Consider the following 17,314-nt stretch of genomic DNA (forward strand, 5'->3'; position numbering starts at 1 on the left):
ACTACCCTCTCTTTATTTATTGGAGTTATAAGCTGCATCGATCAGTTCTTTACCAATCTCATGCTCAAATTTACCCCAAACCGGCTTCATAACCTCTACCCATTGCGCTCTTTCTTCGCGAGTTAACTCAATGATTTGGCTACGCTTTGAGTCAATAATCTTTTGTTTGTCAGACTTGGCTTTTTCAGCGGCGACTTGATTACCAAATACAATTGCCTCATCAAGAGCTTTTTTCACTTCCGCGCGTATGTCGTCGGACAGGTCCATCCAGAACTCTGTTGAAGTAACGACCATGTAGTCAAGCAGTCCATGATTGGATTCTGTAATATATGGTTGTACTTCAAAGAATTTTTTCGAGTAAATATTAGACCAGGTGTTTTCCTGTCCATCAATGGCCTTGGTTTGCAGCAGAGTAAACACCTCTGAAAAAGGCTTTTTCAAAGGTGTTGCATCGACCGCCTGAAACTGTGCGGCAAGAACGTCTGAAGACATGATCCGGAATTTAAGACCAGCTGCATCAGCCGGTACTTTCAGCGGTTGCGAAGAAGAAAGCTGCTTCATTCCATTATGCAGATAACCAAGACCAATCAGGCCTTTCTTTTTCATGGCATTAAGCATATCCTGCCCTTCTTTACTCGATTGAAATTTATCAACCGCAGTAATGTCTTCGAACAAAAACGGCAGGTCATACAGAGCAACTTTTTTCGTGTATCTTTCAAACTTAGACAGTGAAGGGGCAGCCATCTGTACATCACCCAGCAACATGGCTTCAAGTACTTTATTATCACCAAAAAGCTGAGAGTTTGGATATACTTCAACCACGACCTTATCCCCAAGCTTTTCAGCAATAAGTTCCTTAAACTTGTTTGCCATCTGTCCTTTAGGGGTATTTTCTGCAACGACATGGGAAAATTTGATGACAATCGGCTTAGCCAATACAGGTCCGGCTGCTAGAGCTGCTGTAATTGTCAATGCTGCTGCTGCCATTGTAATTTTACGAAACATACAATCCTCCATTTCTTATTCGGGTGATACATTACCGGCAAATGCCGAAGTCGATAAACTCTGCCAAGATAAAACGGCAGGGCTACCCCATATTTCTCATGAAATAGGGCTAGGAATTCAAACCTGTCATGGTTTGTCGGGTCTATGAATGCAATTTTAGCACCACTAAACAGAATTAGATGGTAACCACCTGAAAATGTGATAAATACCAAAAAAGATGCTTGGTCCAGGAGATATACCAATGGGTGAAAAACCACCCATTAGCACAAAGGTTGGAGGCGGAAGCTTACCCGCCAATGGGAAAAAAGGACTACTTAAAATCGTTTTTATCTAAACCGTATTTTTGCAGTTTATCATAAAGGGTCTTTCTCGGTAATGATAGGGTAGCCATGACCCCCTTGAGTGAGCCTTTATGTGCACTCAGAGCCTGCTCCAACAAAGCCCGTTCAAACATTTCGACCTGCTGATGCAGACTGCCGGAAAGTTCTGTAACCTCGCCTGCCAGCAATTGCTCAACCGACCAATCTGACTGACTTCCTAAGAGCACATAGCGCTCAGCCAGGTTACGCAGTTCCCTCACGTTACCCGGCCAGTCATAGGTCATCAGCATGTTGACTTCCGCTGGTTGGGGGGCTGGTACTTCACGCTGGTAGCGATGTCCGGCCACGAGCAAGTAATGATGAAACAGCAATGGAATATCTTCCCGCCGATGCCGTAAAGGGGGGATATCGATACACACCACATTCAATCTATAATAGAGATCTTTTCGAAATTCGTTTCTGTCCGAAGCCTCCTTAAGATCAACTTTGGCCGCAGCAACTACTCGAATATCCAGCGGGATCAGCTTATTGGAACCTAATCGTTCCACTGCACGTTCTTGTAGCACACGAAGAAGATGTACCTGCATCTGGAGCGGCATGCTCTCAATTTCATCAAGCATAAGGGTGCCGCCATTGGCATGCTCTAATTTACCGACCCGCTTGTTTTTTGCGTCCGTAAAAGCACCTGCCTCATGACCAAGCAACTCACTTTCGATCAAATTTTCAGCAATCGCACCACAGTTAACTGCTACAAAATTTTTATTTCTTCTCCTGCTATGCTCATGGAGGGATCTGGCAACAAGTTCTTTACCTGTTCCGGTTTCACCGACGATCAGGACATCTGCTCCGGTGTCTGCTATCTGGGCAATCGTCGCACGGAGCCTCTTGGTTGCCGGCGTTACCCCTATAATCCTCGGTCCAGGAGCACTGTGGACCTCAAGCTCTGAGCGAAGGAGCCTATTCTCAAGGGTCAGCATCCGTTTTTCGAGGGCCCTTGTCACCGTTTTAACAAACCGCTCAGGTGCATAGGGTTTCTCTAAAAAATCATAGGCACCGTTACGCATCGCTTTGACGGCAGTGGAAACGTCTCCGTGACCGGTTATAAGAATAACGGGGAGGTCCCGGTCCATAAGGTTGATTTTCTCCTGCAGTTCCATCCCATTCATCCCGGGGAGACGGATGTCGCATACAATTACCCCTGGCCAGTCTTTGGTAATGATATCAAAAACCTCTTCTGCACAATCAGACGCTACAACTTCTAGCCCCGCAAGCTCAAGGGTCTGGCGGTTTGCCTGGCGAATATGCTTTTCATCATCAATGAAAAGGACCTTGGTTAAAACATTCATAACTATTTATTATGGCGCTTCTAATTGAATTTCAAAACAAGTCCCAACGGGCCTGTCGACAAGGGCAAGCGTGCCACCCATTTCTTTTATAATACGCGATGAAATTGTCAGCCCTAAACCCAGCCCCTGGCCCGGTTCCTTGGTCGTAAAAAATGGATCAAATATCTGTTCAGCATGTTTTTTATCGATTCCCGATCCACTATCCTGAACCACCACGTACACTTTCTGATCGACTCGGTGAGCAAAAATTTCTATTTTTTTCACCTTTTGGTCTTTCACGGCATGGATCGCATTACTAATTAAGTTAACAAACACCTGCTGCAATAAAACGTTATTAGCCTTGACTTCCAAGTCATCAGGGTCAATGCTGATATCGGGTTGGACAGCTGATTTCCGTATGACCGGCCCTAGTATTTCCAATGCTCCGTCAAGGGAACCATGAAGTGGTACAACATCAACCTTGCCGCTGTTTTTTCTGGCAAAAAGCTTGAGTTGCGCGCCAAGCTCTGCCATCCTTTCGGTCAATTCACTTATCTGTTCCAGGTTCCACAACGCATCTCCGCTCCGATGCTGCTGAAGGAGTTGCACTGCATTGTCGGAATAAACACGAATTGCTGCAAGCGGCTGATTTAATTCATGGGTTATCCCAGCCGACATCTGTCCCAATGCTGCCAGCTTCGCTGCATGGATCAGTTCCCTCCTTGCTCGTCGCAACTGCTCTTCTGTTTTCTGCCGTTCTTCAATTTCCTGCCTCAGCTTCACATTGGACTCGGTCAATTCAACCGTCCGACTGGCAACTCTAGACTCAAGCACTTCGTTAGCATCTTCAAGCAACTTACGTGAATTCTCTTCGTACCGATGGCGCTCGCTCAACCGTTGCTGATGTTGCCAGAATAAAAGTATAACCATGATCACGAATACAAAAAACGATCCGACCAGGACAATGGTACGCAAGACAAACTGATCAATTCCTTTGATGTCGGAAAGGATCTGTACTTCCCACCCTGCATGTGGCATAGAGGCACTGACATGAAGGTAACGATGAACAACACCCGAAGAGTCATCTACTATTGATAAAATATTGTACCCCTGCCCCTTTTTGGTATGAGCGACGGAAAGGGGCAGCAAAGAAGCATCAGGATATCGCTTGCTGGCTGTAATCTGTGACAATACTTCCTTAGAAAGAGGCAAGAGAGTGCGGTAACGCCAATCAGAATCGGTAGTGATAAAAATTACCCCCTCAGGGTCTGTAACAAGAAAGGTGTCTCCCTGTTTGTTCCAGTTTTCCTCAACTACGTCGATATTAATCTTCATCACCAGCGCTCCGAGAATGTTCTTGCCCTGTCGAACAGGATAGGCAAAGTAATATCCACGCTGGCTTGATGTTGCACCTAGTGCAAAATAGCGCCCCAATTGTCCCTGCATTGCTTCTTGAAAATAAGGTCGAAAACTAAAATTTCTCCCAACAAAAGGACGGGGAGCCTGCCAATTACTGGCAGCAATAGTGAGCCCCTCTTTGTCCATGAGATAGGTATCTGCGGCATCGCTGATCACATTCACGGTCTCTAAATATCGATTAAAGGCTTCAATTCTCTCTCTACTGCCTGGGTTTTGCAGAAAATTGACCAACCGTTTATCGTGAGCCAGCAGCTCAGGCAGAATTTCATACCTTTCAAGCACTCCCTGCAAATACGATATATACAGGGTGAGTCTGGTGGAAACCTCTTCTGCTTTTTCGGTAACCCCCTGCTGATAAGCCCACCTGCCGGCTCCTGCAATAGTGAGCACCAAAAACAGTATACCGCTAATCAAAGCTATGATTAATGAACGTCCCACTTGTTTTTCTAACCTCTCATTGCAACAAGTACAAATGACACCTTGGATCCGCTTTTCTCCAACACAGGTGATTGTCTCTGGCTAATTTAAGACGGATCTCTTATATTCCTGGCAGTTAAACGCTTTTTACCTTGGGCCTGCGCTACAAAATTTATTTTTCTGATCAATTCCCGGTACGCCCTTTGTATTGGCGCTCATAAATTTTACCGGTGACTTTCAGCAGCACGCCACCTGATCAGTTACAGATGGGAGTTAGGGCTAGGTTATCTGCTATTCCCTGAATAGTAACTTTTACTGCAGAAATATTTCTACACAAAGTATACTCCCCGTTTACCAACCGACGAGGAGCAGACACTGTACCATATCCCAGATATCGGGAAAGGAATCCTTTTTTAAAATGATATTGAACCATAGTCAGTACAAATGAGTAGCTATATACCTTTTCCTTCGGCCAGCATCACACAACCCAAACAGCTAAATGTGTTGCGGGATATGGATATGGAAAGTATCAGCAGGGTGCATGCTACCTATCCTATGCGAATAAGTAATTACTATTTCCAACTCATCAAAAAATTTGGTACCCCACTGTTAAAACAGGCAGTGCCTGACATTCGTGAACTCCATGATCCCGACGGCCTTGTAGATCCTCTGGATGAAGAAAACCTGAGTCCGGTTCCTAACCTGGTCCATAAATATCCAGATCGTGCTCTTTTCCTCATCAGTAATCAATGCTCCGTATATTGCCGTTTTTGTACCAGAAAAAGAAAGGTTGGCAAATCTGAAATGGTCATTACCGACCAAACTATCGCGGATGGCATTACTTACATAAAACAAACGCCGGCAATAAGAGACGTTCTCCTCTCCGGTGGCGACCCACTCATGCTTACTGACCAACGTCTGGAAAAAATTATCCAAGCTGTTCGCTTGATCCCTCACGTAGTAACCATTCGTATTGGCACGAGAATTCCTTGCACCCTGCCGGAAAGAGTCACACCGGAACTGGCACAGATGCTGGGAAAATACCATCCCCTTTATATAAATACCCATTTTAATCATCCTGCAGAGATCACCCTCCAATCAAGCCGGGCGTGTTCACTACTGGCTGATGCAGGTATCCCCTTGGGGTGCCAAACAGTTCTGCTTCGCGGAATTAACGACGATCCTGATATTATAAGAGAATTGATGTATAAACTTATACAGATACGAGTTAAACCATACTATCTTTTTCAAGCCGACCTTACCCGGGGTACCTCACATTTTCGAACTTCCATTGAAACCGGGATGGCTATCATGCGACATTTAATCGGCCATGTATCCGGCATGGCTATTCCGACCTACGCTTTAGACGCTCCTGGTGGAGGCGGCAAGATACCATTGACACCGGACTACATAACCAGCCTTGATAATACTCTTCAATTTACAACCTATCAGGGTAAATCCTGCAGCTATCCCAACACGACAATCGACTGAAAGAGAACTATTCAGCGTAGATTCCTCCTTGAATCCTTCAAAAATTCCGTTGTATACTCTATAGAGTAATATAATGATTAATCTCGTTAAATAATTGTACTGTTTTTTTCAGTCGATGTACATCAATGCACTCAACAGGTGTTGGCAATGACCCGAAATTCAGAAGAAGTACTCGAGCAAATACTGCAATCTAACGAGCTTCCTACCCTCCCTGTGGTTGCGTCAAAACTGCTCACTATCACGGCAAAGGAAGAAACCACCCTCACAGATATAGCCAACCTCATTACACGGGATGTTGCCCTGTCGTCTAAAGTGCTGCGAGTATCCAATTCCTCTTTCTACAGCTTTCCCCAACAGATCGCCACCATTAACCAGGCGGTTTCGATCCTGGGAACCAATGCTGTAAGAAGCCTCGTACTTTCCTTTTCCTTTCTCAACTTAAGAAGCAAAAACAGTAGCCCTCGCTTTCAATTTAATACATTCTGGGAAGAATCCGTTATCTGCGCCACCGCAGCTAAACTGATTTTAGAGCAACTCAATGATGTCAGCACTGAAGAAATTTTTATTTCAGGATTACTCAACAATTTAGGCAAGCTCATCTTCGCCACCACCCTTCCCGCTGAATACGATAAAGTGCTGGCAAAACTGGAAGAAAATCCTGAAATAGATGAAGAAATAATTGAAAAAAAAATAATCGGTCTTTCCCACAGCGTTGTCGGTTATGAAGCTGCGAAAGCATGGGGTTTTCCGGATAGTCTTCTCTTACCCATAAAATATGCGCATGCCCCTGAAGAGTACGACGGTCAGGATACCAACCTTGAACTGAATATTCGTGCAATCTATCTCGCGCAATTACTGACCCGGATATACTATTCTCAAAAACCGGAGCAGTATCATAAACTCTTTCGCAAAAAAGCTAAAAAGCTGCTTTCTTTAAACCCTCTGGTCATCAACACAATCCTTCGTCAATTGGACCGGGAAATTGATAAGAGTGCTGATTTTTTTAATATAAAAATTCATAATATTAAATCGGTGGCTGAAATTCTTCAGGAAGCAAACCTGCGACTCAGTCTGCTTAATCTCTCCTATGAAGAGATGAACCGAGAACTGATAAAGGCAAAAATGGAGCTTGAAAACCTCACAGATGAGCTTGCTCAAAAAAATGCTCTACTCGAGAATTTAGCTAACATTGACAGTCTGACAGAAATCAACAACCATCGCTTTTTCCATAACTTTCTCGACACCGAGATCAATCGTTCCATTCGTAACAACAGTACCATCTCCATCCTTCTGGCCGATATTGACCATTTCAAACAATTCAATGATACATATGGCCACCAGGTTGGTGATTTTATTTTAAAAGAATTCTGCCGAGTTGCGAAAGAAAATATCAGAGAATATGACCTGATTGCCAGGTACGGTGGTGAAGAATTTGTCTTTGTGCTGCCGGAGACAGAGCCGGAAGAAGCCATGCTTGCTGCCGAAAAAATACGTACAATCATAAATGATTATGATTTTGACGATAGAGAGCGCACCTATAAACTCACCATAAGTATCGGCGTTGCCAGTGCGCGACCAGAAAGTAAGGATTTTTCAAAAAATGATTTTATCAATCTGGCTGACAATGCGTTGTATGAAGCTAAAGCAGCTGGTCGGAATAAAACAGTCCTGTACTCACCGAAAAAGAAAAAATGGTTTAAACTATAACGACCTCGATTTTTGAGGCTCTCCTTGTAAGATCGTTCCAAATATTTTTTTACCGGCTATACTTTACATGCATGTAATCCCACATACAGGCACCCAATCTCTGGACAGTACTGATCTCTCGCATAGATGAATCTGTTGATTTACTAGAATTTTCGTTCAAGGTCGAGGCATGATAAAAAAATAACCACAGGCATATATATGATATTCCGAGGATTATTTTTTTAACATAACGAAGAGATTGGTCGAAAAGGCAGTAAATCAACGGGCTCATAGATGAGTCTACCGGAATCTTCGCTTCCTTCGAAAAATCATGGCTGTCCAAACTGATGGTACATGCAAGCAGTTACATCCAATATAACATAATTGCCATCCTAGACTTTTCCATACTGCAAAAAGTTATCCACTACGCGGCAATGATCACAACCAACCTACGCGAGTATCCCCAACCCTTGCTAAATATAGATACAATTTCAGAGTAACATGGAGTGACGTACATATCCTTACCAGTTTATCCAGCTAAAGATTGAGGGCATCTACGTTACAAATAGAATATTTTACAGGCAATAGCCTTTCTCTCTATAAATTTCTTAACAGAAAGCAGCCATCCTGATAAGGTAGACACTTGATTTAATATGATAAGTTTTCCCCTTTTTTCCGCCACCAATTTAGCTCACCATGAGGTGTATATGAAACCAAGACGATCAAATCTTTCTGTGCCCGGTCATGTTGAAAAAATGCATGCAAAGGCAGCCAAAAGTGCCGCGGATGTGATAATGCTGGATCTTGAAGACAGTGTCCCGGTTGATAGCAAAGACCAGGCGAGAGAACAAGTTATTGAGTCTCTCACTCAACTGGATTGGAGTAATAGTACGGTAACGGTAAGGATAAACAGCCTCGACACTCCTTTTGCCTACCGTGATCTACTTGAGGTTGCTGAAAATTGTGGCCATATCATCGACGCTATTGTCATCCCTAAAGTAAACCACCCTAGTGATATTCACTTTGCTGATCACTTGCTCAATGGTGTCGAACTTAACAAAAACATATCCGTTGCCGTCGGAATAGAAGCCTCCATTGAAACAGCTGAAGGCCTCCAAGTCGCATATGAAATTGCTGGGGCAAGCCAACGCGTGACTTCGCTCGTTTTCGGCATCGCTGACTATTCAGCATCTATTGGAGCACGTTTGGTTTCTATTTCTGGTCATGGTGAAAAAGAAGAGGATCTCTATCCTGGGCACAGATGGCACTTTCCACTCAGTAAGATGGTGATGGCCGCCAAAGCCAATGCCACTCTTGCTATTGATGCCCCTTATGGTAACTTTAAAGATCTCGATGGATTACGCCGGTCAGCCGTCATGGCGTGTGCCTTGGGATGTGACGGCAAGTGGGCTATTCATCCTGGACAGGTTGATGTAATCAACGATGTCTTTACTCCAGCACAAGAGGATATAGATCTTGCTCAAAAAGTATTGGCAGCCAACGAAGAAGCTAAAGCAAAAGGGAAGGGAGCGATTGCGGTAGAAGGCCGAATGGTGGACCAGGCAACGGTACGCCTTGCAACCAACCTCTGGAACCAGGCTAAACACCTGGGACTTGTCTAAATTGAATTGCTAATCGGTTTAGTAACAATATAAAAAAAATGGGGTACTCAGAAGAGTACCCCTTTTTTATACTACTGGGTAATGCGCGTTAGCCGATAACAGCCAAAACTGCATCTTTAACAACGGTATCACCGGAGGCAAAGCCAAGAGCTTTTACTTCGCCATCACATGGTGCACCAAGAGCGTTTTCCATTTTCATGGCTTCAAGAATAACGACGGTATCACCAGCGCTGACCGTATCACCAACATTTACATTATACTTGATGATCAGACCAGGCATTGGAGCGGTCAAAGGTGTTCCACCTTCAACAGCTACCGGAGCAGGTGCAGCGGCGGCAGGCGCAGCAGCAGGAGCGGCAGCAGCAGGAGCGGCAGCAGCGGCTGGCTTTGGAGCAGCAGCAGGAGCGGCAGCAGGTGCAGCCATTACAGGTACGTCACCTGTCGGGTCAACTTCAACGTTGAAATACTCACCATCAACAAACACGTTAAATGTTCTAAGGTTAGCGGTTTTTTCAGGAGTGTCAGGCTTGGCTTCAAGCAATTGACCGGCTTTTGCCTTGGCAACCAATGCATCTTTAGCCTTAATTTCGTCCATGGTGAGCGGACGAACTTCTTCAGGTGGCTCAGAAACACCATATTTCCACTCGAGGAATTTCTTACCGGTTACAGGATAAATGGCATAAAGAATGAGATCATCGATATCTTTAGCAAGATCGCCGATTTCCTCTTTTGCCTTTTCCAATTCAGGCTCAAGTACTTCTGCAGGACGACAACTGATAGGTTCTTCACCACGCTCGTATCCTTTCAGCGCTTTTTTCTGTACTTCAGGATCAATAGGTATAGCGGTTTTACCATACAGACCATAACAAAGATCTTTTACCTGGGCGGTAATCATCTTATACCGCTCTTCTTCGGTATCAAACAAAACGTTATTGACCGTCTGAATACCAACAATCTGGCTTGTAGGTGTAACAAGCGGAATCTGACCAAGTTCTTTACGAACGATAGGCAGCTCTTTGTATACGTTGTCAATTTTATCAAGAGCATCCATTTCACGGAGCTGATTAACAAGGTTAGACAGCATACCGCCAGGTGTCTGGTGCAACAGTACGTTGATGTCAGTAATGGAAAATTTGGAATCATCTGCCAGGTGCTTGTACTTAGGCAGAACTTCTTTTTCCAGAATAACGTTAATTTCCGCAAGCTTCTTGATGTCAAAACCGGTGTCGCGGTTGGTACCCAACAGTGACATAACAAAAGGTTCAACTGCTGCATGCGATGTACGATAGGCATATGGGGCCATACAGGTATCAATAATGTCAACGCCGGCTTCAATTGCTTTCAGGTGACTCAGCGGAGACATACCTGAAGTGAAGTGACTATGCAGATGAACAGGTGTATCTGTATTTTCCTTGATAGCCTTAACAATCGCATACGCATCATAAGGAGCAATCAGACCAGCCATATCCTTGATACAGATTGAGTCTGCACCCATGGAATCAAGGTCTTTTGCTTTATTTACATAGTAGTCAATGTTATACAGATCGCCACCAAGACGAGGCTCGGTCAGGGTGTAGCAGATACAACCCTGAAAATGCTTACCGGAAGCCTTGATTTGTTTAACAACGGTCTCAAAGTTACGGTAGTCATTGAGTGCATCAAAGGTCCGGAAAATATCCATTCCGTTTTCAGCTGCACGTTCAACAAAGGCAAGTGCCAGGTCATCGGCATAGTTACGATATCCAACCAGGTTCTGCGCACGAAGCAGCATGGAGAAAGGGGTTTTCTTGATATAACGCTTCAGGGTACGCAGACGTTCCCAAGGATCTTCGTTCAAAAAACGATGCATTGTATCAAAAGTAGCGCCACCCCAGGTTTCGATTGCCCAGAAGCCAACCTCATCCATCATTTCCGCCACAGGAATCATGTCTTCAGTACGTCCGCGGGTTGCGAACAAAGACTGATGTCCATCACGAAGACTGAGGTCCATAACTTTTACTGGATTTTCCGCTGCAGGACGGTCAGCATCGTAATTCATGGCGGTCATTTTCACTTGGTCGCTCATTGTTTGTGTCTCCTCTAATTCTTGATCATTAAAATTCGAAATATATGGGGAAGCAATTAAAACAATCTTGCTTGCAACATTCTTCGCATGGACATCATTTCCTGTCGTCCACTAATTGCCCATAAGTTAGGTCCGGCCTTTGCAGCTGCAGCAGCCATAGCTTGCTGCTCCAGGTAGGCAGCTTCCGCTTCCTCCTGCAAATAAGCATTTACTGCTGCAAGCGCCGCTGCCATTTTTACGCTCTTTTTTGCCATCGTATCACCCATTGATGATTAATTAGATCACTGCATTTCCATGTCCAGAGGACTTAAACTGCGTTGTCACTCCTACAGTGGAATATTGCCGTGCTTTTTCGCTGGGTTGGTATCGCGTTTACCACTGATGGTGTTCAAGGCATTAATGATGCGTGAACGAGTCTCAGCAGGCTCAATAACGTCGTCTATATACCCACGCTCTGCTGCACAATATGGATTGGAGAAGTTAGTGGTATACTCGTTCTCTTTTTCAGCAAGGAATGCGGCAGGATCATCTTCATTTTTCGCTGCACGCGCATAGAGAACTTCAACAGCACCCTTACCACCCATAACAGCAATCTCAGCGGTAGGCCAAGCATAGTTGATGTCGCAGCGAAGATGCTTGGAAGACATAACACAGTATGCTCCACCATATGCCTTACGGGTAATAATGGTAATTTTAGGAACTGTTGCCTCACCAAAGGCGTACATCAGCTTAGCACCATTTGTGATAACACCGCCGAATTCCTGATCAGTACCTGGAAGAAAGCCTGGTACGTCGACAAAGGTGATAACAGGTATATTAAAACAGTCACAGAAACGAACAAAACGAGCTCCTTTTTTAGAAGCATCGATATCAAGAACGCCTGCATAATACGAAGGTTGGTTAGCAACAATACCAACACTCTTCCCGCCATAGCGGGCAAACCCTACGATGATATTGGCTGCAAAATTCTCCTTGATTTCAAAGAAAACACCGTTATCAACCGTCTCTCTTATGACGTTTTTCATGTCATAAGCAGCATTGGGATTATCCGGAATAATCTCGTTGAGAGAGTCGCAACGTCGAGTGATCGGATCGTCACACTCTACGTCTGGAGGATCTTCCATGTTATTCTGCGGCAGGTACGACAACAGGTTCTGAATGTAGAGAATAGCTTCATCTTCATTCTCTGCGCCGTGGTCCGTAACACCGGATTTGGTGGTATGCATGGATGCACCACCAAGTTGTTCAACGGTTACGTCTTCGTTGAGTACGGTTTTAACAACCTTAGGTCCGGTCAGGAACATATAGGATTGCAATTTAACCTGGATAATAAAGTCGGTAAGGGCAGGTGAATAGACAGCACCACCGGCACACGGGCCGAATACACCTGAAATCTGCGGAACAACTCCAGAAGACAGAATGTTGCGCAAGAAGATGTCGGTATAACCGCGCAGAGCTTCAATACCTTCCTGAATACGAGCACCACCGGAATCGTTCAAGCCGATAACCGGGATACCATTTTTCACGCCGAGTTCCATAACCTTGACGATCTTCTCAGCAAGGGTTTCGGAAAGAGAACCGGCCAATACGGAAAAATCCTGGGCATATATATACACAGGGCGACCATTAATTTTACCGCAACCGGTTATGATACCATCACCGGCAAACTTAATTTTTTCCATACCGAAATTAACACATCGGTGGAGCTTAAAACAATCGTACTCCTCGAAAGAACCTGGATCGACGAGTTGATTAATCCGTTCACGCGCCGTTTTTTTTCCTTTGGCATGAATCTTATCAATCTTGTCCTGGCCGCCACCGAGAAGTGCTTTTGCTCTGCGCTTTTTCAGCTCTTCAATTTTTTCTTTTGTTGTACTACTCATGCTGTCTCCTTGCTGCAGAATTCAGTGATCATTCCGTACTTCAGTTATGAGCACAGGAGCAGTGACCGAACGATCACTGCTCCCGCCTATTGGTAATTCAAAGGATCAGAAAACTTTTTTACAAAGATCGCCCATTTTACCAAGGTTTTCACAATGATGAACACCACTGGTCTTCATTGCTTCAATCTTGGCTTCAGCGGTTCCCTTGCCGCCGCTTACAATCGCACCAGCATGTCCCATACGACGACCTGGAGGAGCTGTAAGTCCTGCAACAAAGCCAACTACAGGCTTATCGGTGTTTGCTTTAATCCACTCACAAGCATCCTCTTCTGCATTACCGCCGATCTCACCAATCATTACGATGGCTTTTGTTTCTGGATCAGCTTCAAATGCTTCCAAACAATCGATGAAGTTGGTGCCGTTGATGGGGTCGCCACCAATACCGATACAAGTGGTTTGACCAAACCCTACGGAAGTCAACTGGTGAACAGCTTCATAGGTCAAGGTTCCGGAACGGGAGACAACACCAACATTACCAGGCTTACCCATGGTGTTTGGCATAATACCGATTTTGCACTCACCTGGGGTCATGATTCCTGGACAGTTAGGTCCAATCAGACGGGTGGTCTTGGTTGCGAGATAATTCTTCACCCGCATCATGTCCATAACCGGGATTCCCTCTGTGATACAGACGACGAGCTCAATACCGGCGTCTGCAGCTTCCATGATGGCATCTGCTGCAAATGGTGGCGGGACCAAAATCATGGAAGCATTCGCTCCTGATGCAGCCCTTGCTTCTTTTACTGAATTGTAAATCGGCACATCGTCCATTTTCTGTCCGCCCTTACCGGGAGTTACACCGGCAACGACGTTGGTTCCGTAAGCAATACAGGACCTTGCATGAAACTGGCCTTCCTGGCCTGTAATACCTTGTACAAGTAAACGGGTGTCTTTATTTACGAAAACGCTCATTGTATTCCTCTATGGATCTATTTGATAATTCCGTTGAATTCGAGTTTATCTTCTTTCTCCGACTTCGCACTCCCGACTGGAGAGACAGACAAAGAGAACTCGTTTATTAGGCTACAAGTGCCGCGACCTTTTCAGCTGCGTCAGCAAGATCAACAGCATTAACCAGGTCGAGACCGGAGTCTGCAAGAATCTTGCGGCCTTCTTCAACATTTGTTCCTTCCATACGGACTACAACAGGTACAGAGAGGCCCAATTTGGTAGCAGCCTGTACAACACCCTGCGCCAGAATATCACAACGAAGGATGCCGCCGAAGACATTAATCAGAATACCTTTTACGTTAGCATCGCTCATGATAAGGCGGAAACCGTTTTCAATGGCTTCAGCATTTGCTCCGCCTCCTACGTCAAGGAAGTTTGCAGGAGAAGCACCTGCCATCTTAACGATATCCATGGTAGCCATAGCAAGGCCTGCACCGTTAACGATGTTACCAACGTTACCATCCAGGTTAATGTAGTTGAGTCCATACTGGCTGGCTTCGAGTTCGATAGGATCTTCTTCGTCCGGATCATGCATTTCTTTTACATCCGGATGGCGATACATAGAGTTACCATCAACGTCGATCTTTGCATCAAGTGCGATGATGTCGTCTTCTTCAGTAATGATCAACGGGTTGATTTCCAGCATGGAGCAATCATAATCTACAAACAGGTTGTAGAGGTTCTTCACCAGTGCAGACATCGGCTTCATCAACTCTTTAGGCAATTCCAGGCCAAAGCAAACCTGACGAGTGTGGAAAGGCTGAACACCGGTTGTTGGGCTGACATGAACAGTGATGATACGCTCAGGAGTTTTTGCTGCAACTTCCTCGATATCCATACCACCGTCCTGACTGCAAACAATAGCCACAGAACAGGTTTCACGATCGGGAATAATGGAAAGATAAAGTTCTTTCTTAATACTAACGCCCTGCTCAACCAACACCTTGTTGACCTTTTTACCTTGGGCACCAGTCTGCTTGGTGACAAGAGTCATGCCAATAATTTCATCAGAAACTGTTTTCACATCTTCTTTGGTTTTAGCAAGCTTTACACCGCCGCCTTTTCCACGACCACCTGCATGAACCTGGGCCTTTACAACTACAGGGAGTCCAAATTCGTCCGCGATTTTTTCAACTTCTTCTGTTTTGTAAGCGACCTTGCCATTAGGGGTCGGTACATTGTATTTCCGGAATAATTCCTTGGCCTGATACTCATGAATTTTCATAGACGCATCCTTTTGCGGAGTACCGTTCGTAATCGACGGGCGGTCTCCTAGAGAAGTAAAGTTGTTTCAAATTCCAAATAAACACCGCTACTACGAGCTCCAAGTGAATATCACTCGCTTTTTCGGGGATGGATTCGGCTAGACATAAAAAAAAATGCTGCTTCCATGGCAACCGATAATCGCAGTTGCCCTTATAGCCATTGTCTCATGCTGTACAACAAGCCTAAACCAGGCGCCCGATAGGTTAGAAATCTACAAAGCGGTAGCTCTGCCGATCCTTCGACCCTCTCAGCGGACCACAATGTGGCCCAACGAGTAAACTCGAAAACCTATAAGCAACCGTTTTTTCAGGAAATGTTGAAGGCGAGAAAAAATGTGAAGATTAATGCCTGATGCAAAAACCCGGGTTTGCCCCACGTCTGAAAGGTGTGCGGAAAATAGAGTCTTCCCCTTTCAACAACGTTCATTTTACCGCTGCCATATCCGAAAAAACCACTCAAAACTCAGCACTTATCTCCAATTGCCAAGTCCGAGTCAAGCGATCATTAAAGAATGACGTGGGACAAAAAAAAGAAATCCTGTTACATGAGAAGAGAAAACAAAACGTTATGCACTCCTTCCTAACGTTTTGTTTTGGACGTATCCAGCACGTTACACCCCGTCTTCACCCCACAAGATCGAAAATTACGCCCAGCACAATCCTTACTAATATCACTCAAAACTCAAGTTTTATAACAGCATTCACAACTGCCAGTCAAGGGATAAATAACGGTTGATACTCGTTATAAAATAAAGGGCCGTAGAGAAGATAAAATATAAAATAGGTAGACCAAAGAAAGTGCCTGCAAAGAGTTATTGGTATACTTATTATTCCACGTCCTTTTTCCTCTCAGAAATTTTGTCTATTGAGATTTCAAGGGACTCAAGGATAATTCCTGTGTAGCGTTGCAGTCTCTCCTGTATATAGGATCGCATCTCGTGCAAGCCGCCGGCGAGTGTTTTTCCATAAGGTACGCTGACATACAAATCAATCCCGTAACCGGAACGAGAGCTTTTCACCTTAATCTTTCGTACCCGGACCTCGCTGTCATACTCATCTATACAGTGCAGAATCATCTGGGTGAGAGCTGCTTCAGAAATGGTTACACTGCCAGGCGTCTTTTCATTGCTGTGAAAGTCCGGCTGCACCACGGATTTATCAAAAAAACGTGCTTTTTTTACTCCGCTGGAATTTCTATCACCTTTAAAAAAAATACGAATTGAGTCTGAAAGTATCTGGGCATAATCTCTTTTAATCTCAATTGCCGGAACAGGGATTACATGCTTCCCCTCTTCAAATCGTGACTTAATAGCATTTTCAATATCTTCTTTGCTGGCAATCTCTTCGATATTGACGATTTGACTTATGGGGGGTAAATCCAAGCGATCGGCCATCCTCGCTACCATTTTATTCGAAGTACCCAAAAGAAGAATTTTTTTAACCTTATTTTTCTGGATGGCTTCTACAACCTGATCACGATGAACAGAATCTGTAAAAAGGGCTGTTTTAATGGCACTGATATAATTTTTCTCCTGCTTCGCAGACCTACCAGCAAGAATAGTGGACTCATGGATAAGCAAACCGTCGTCCAGGATGTAAGGGATACCGATTTTCTCGGCCAATAATTTAGCGCGGAAGCTCTTCCCAGTACCACTTTTCCCGACCAGGGCATACACAGTAATCCCCTGTAATCGTCCTTTAACCTTGTTAAAAAATTGATAGATCTCTTTTCCTGTGAGATATATCCACTGCTGTTGTTCTTTGCTGCCTTTATCGGCGGAAACAGTCATAGGCCGTCTCTTGCT

The 17,314-nt window shown here is 44.7% G+C and carries 12 protein-coding genes; 3 read left to right on the forward strand and 9 right to left on the reverse strand.

Going from position 1 to position 17,314, the window contains the following annotated elements:
- Positions 1-12: 12 nt before the first annotated feature.
- The 3 genes from ACHZCY_RS00095 to ACHZCY_RS00105 form a co-directional block, all read right to left on the reverse strand.
- On the reverse strand, positions 13-1,005 hold the full coding sequence (locus ACHZCY_RS00095) for a TRAP transporter substrate-binding protein (protein ID WP_319547411.1): 993 nt from the start codon (positions 1,003-1,005) through the stop codon (positions 13-15).
- A 310-nt stretch (positions 1,006-1,315) separates the two neighbouring features.
- Entirely contained in the window at positions 1,316-2,671 is a 1,356-nt protein-coding gene (locus tag ACHZCY_RS00100; RefSeq protein WP_319547412.1) for a sigma-54-dependent transcriptional regulator, read from the reverse strand.
- A 9-nt stretch (positions 2,672-2,680) separates the two neighbouring features.
- Positions 2,681-4,507, reverse strand: coding sequence for a sensor histidine kinase (locus tag ACHZCY_RS00105; RefSeq protein ID WP_319547413.1), 1,827 nt, complete (start codon positions 4,505-4,507; stop codon positions 2,681-2,683).
- Positions 4,508-4,930: 423 nt separating this feature from the next.
- Between ACHZCY_RS00105 and ACHZCY_RS00110 the strand changes: the two genes are divergently transcribed.
- From ACHZCY_RS00110 to ACHZCY_RS00120, 3 genes are all read left to right on the forward strand, one after another.
- Positions 4,931-5,977: a KamA family radical SAM protein gene (locus ACHZCY_RS00110; protein ID WP_205220517.1), complete on the forward strand. Its 1,047-nt coding sequence runs from the start codon at positions 4,931-4,933 to the stop codon at positions 5,975-5,977.
- 147 nt (positions 5,978-6,124) lie between these two features.
- Entirely contained in the window at positions 6,125-7,684 is a 1,560-nt protein-coding gene (locus ACHZCY_RS00115) for a sensor domain-containing diguanylate cyclase (protein WP_319547414.1), read from the forward strand.
- A gap of 686 nt (positions 7,685-8,370) precedes the next feature.
- Positions 8,371-9,285, forward strand: a complete 915-nt coding sequence (locus ACHZCY_RS00120) for an HpcH/HpaI aldolase/citrate lyase family protein (protein WP_319547415.1) — start codon at positions 8,371-8,373, stop codon at positions 9,283-9,285.
- Positions 9,286-9,373: 88 nt separating this feature from the next.
- On the opposite strand, the gene ACHZCY_RS00125 is transcribed toward ACHZCY_RS00120, so the two are convergent.
- From ACHZCY_RS00125 to ACHZCY_RS00150, 6 genes are all read right to left on the reverse strand, one after another.
- Positions 9,374-11,350, reverse strand: coding sequence for a pyruvate carboxylase subunit B (locus ACHZCY_RS00125; protein ID WP_319547416.1), 1,977 nt, complete (start codon positions 11,348-11,350; stop codon positions 9,374-9,376).
- 56 nt (positions 11,351-11,406) lie between these two features.
- Positions 11,407-11,604 (reverse strand): hypothetical protein, encoded by a 198-nt coding sequence (locus ACHZCY_RS00130; RefSeq protein WP_319547417.1) that lies wholly within the window; start codon positions 11,602-11,604, stop codon positions 11,407-11,409.
- A gap of 72 nt (positions 11,605-11,676) precedes the next feature.
- Positions 11,677-13,233: an acyl-CoA carboxylase subunit beta gene (locus tag ACHZCY_RS00135; protein ID WP_205220522.1), complete on the reverse strand. Its 1,557-nt coding sequence runs from the start codon at positions 13,231-13,233 to the stop codon at positions 11,677-11,679.
- A gap of 105 nt (positions 13,234-13,338) precedes the next feature.
- Complete coding sequence (sucD, locus tag ACHZCY_RS00140; RefSeq protein WP_205220523.1) at positions 13,339-14,205, reverse strand: succinate--CoA ligase subunit alpha; 867 nt, start codon at positions 14,203-14,205, stop codon at positions 13,339-13,341.
- A gap of 106 nt (positions 14,206-14,311) precedes the next feature.
- Positions 14,312-15,469 carry an ADP-forming succinate--CoA ligase subunit beta gene (gene sucC, locus ACHZCY_RS00145; protein ID WP_319547418.1) on the reverse strand — a complete coding sequence of 386 codons (1,158 nt, stop codon included), beginning with the start codon at positions 15,467-15,469 and terminating at the stop codon, positions 14,312-14,314.
- A gap of 867 nt (positions 15,470-16,336) precedes the next feature.
- Positions 16,337-17,299 carry a hypothetical protein gene (locus tag ACHZCY_RS00150; RefSeq protein ID WP_205220525.1) on the reverse strand — a complete coding sequence of 321 codons (963 nt, stop codon included), beginning with the start codon at positions 17,297-17,299 and terminating at the stop codon, positions 16,337-16,339.
- Between the last annotated feature and the right edge of the window lie 15 nt (positions 17,300-17,314).

This window comes from Desulfogranum marinum (genome assembly GCF_963675105.2).
In the GTDB taxonomy this organism is placed as follows: Bacteria; Desulfobacterota; Desulfobulbia; order Desulfobulbales; family Desulfobulbaceae; genus Desulfogranum; species Desulfogranum marinum.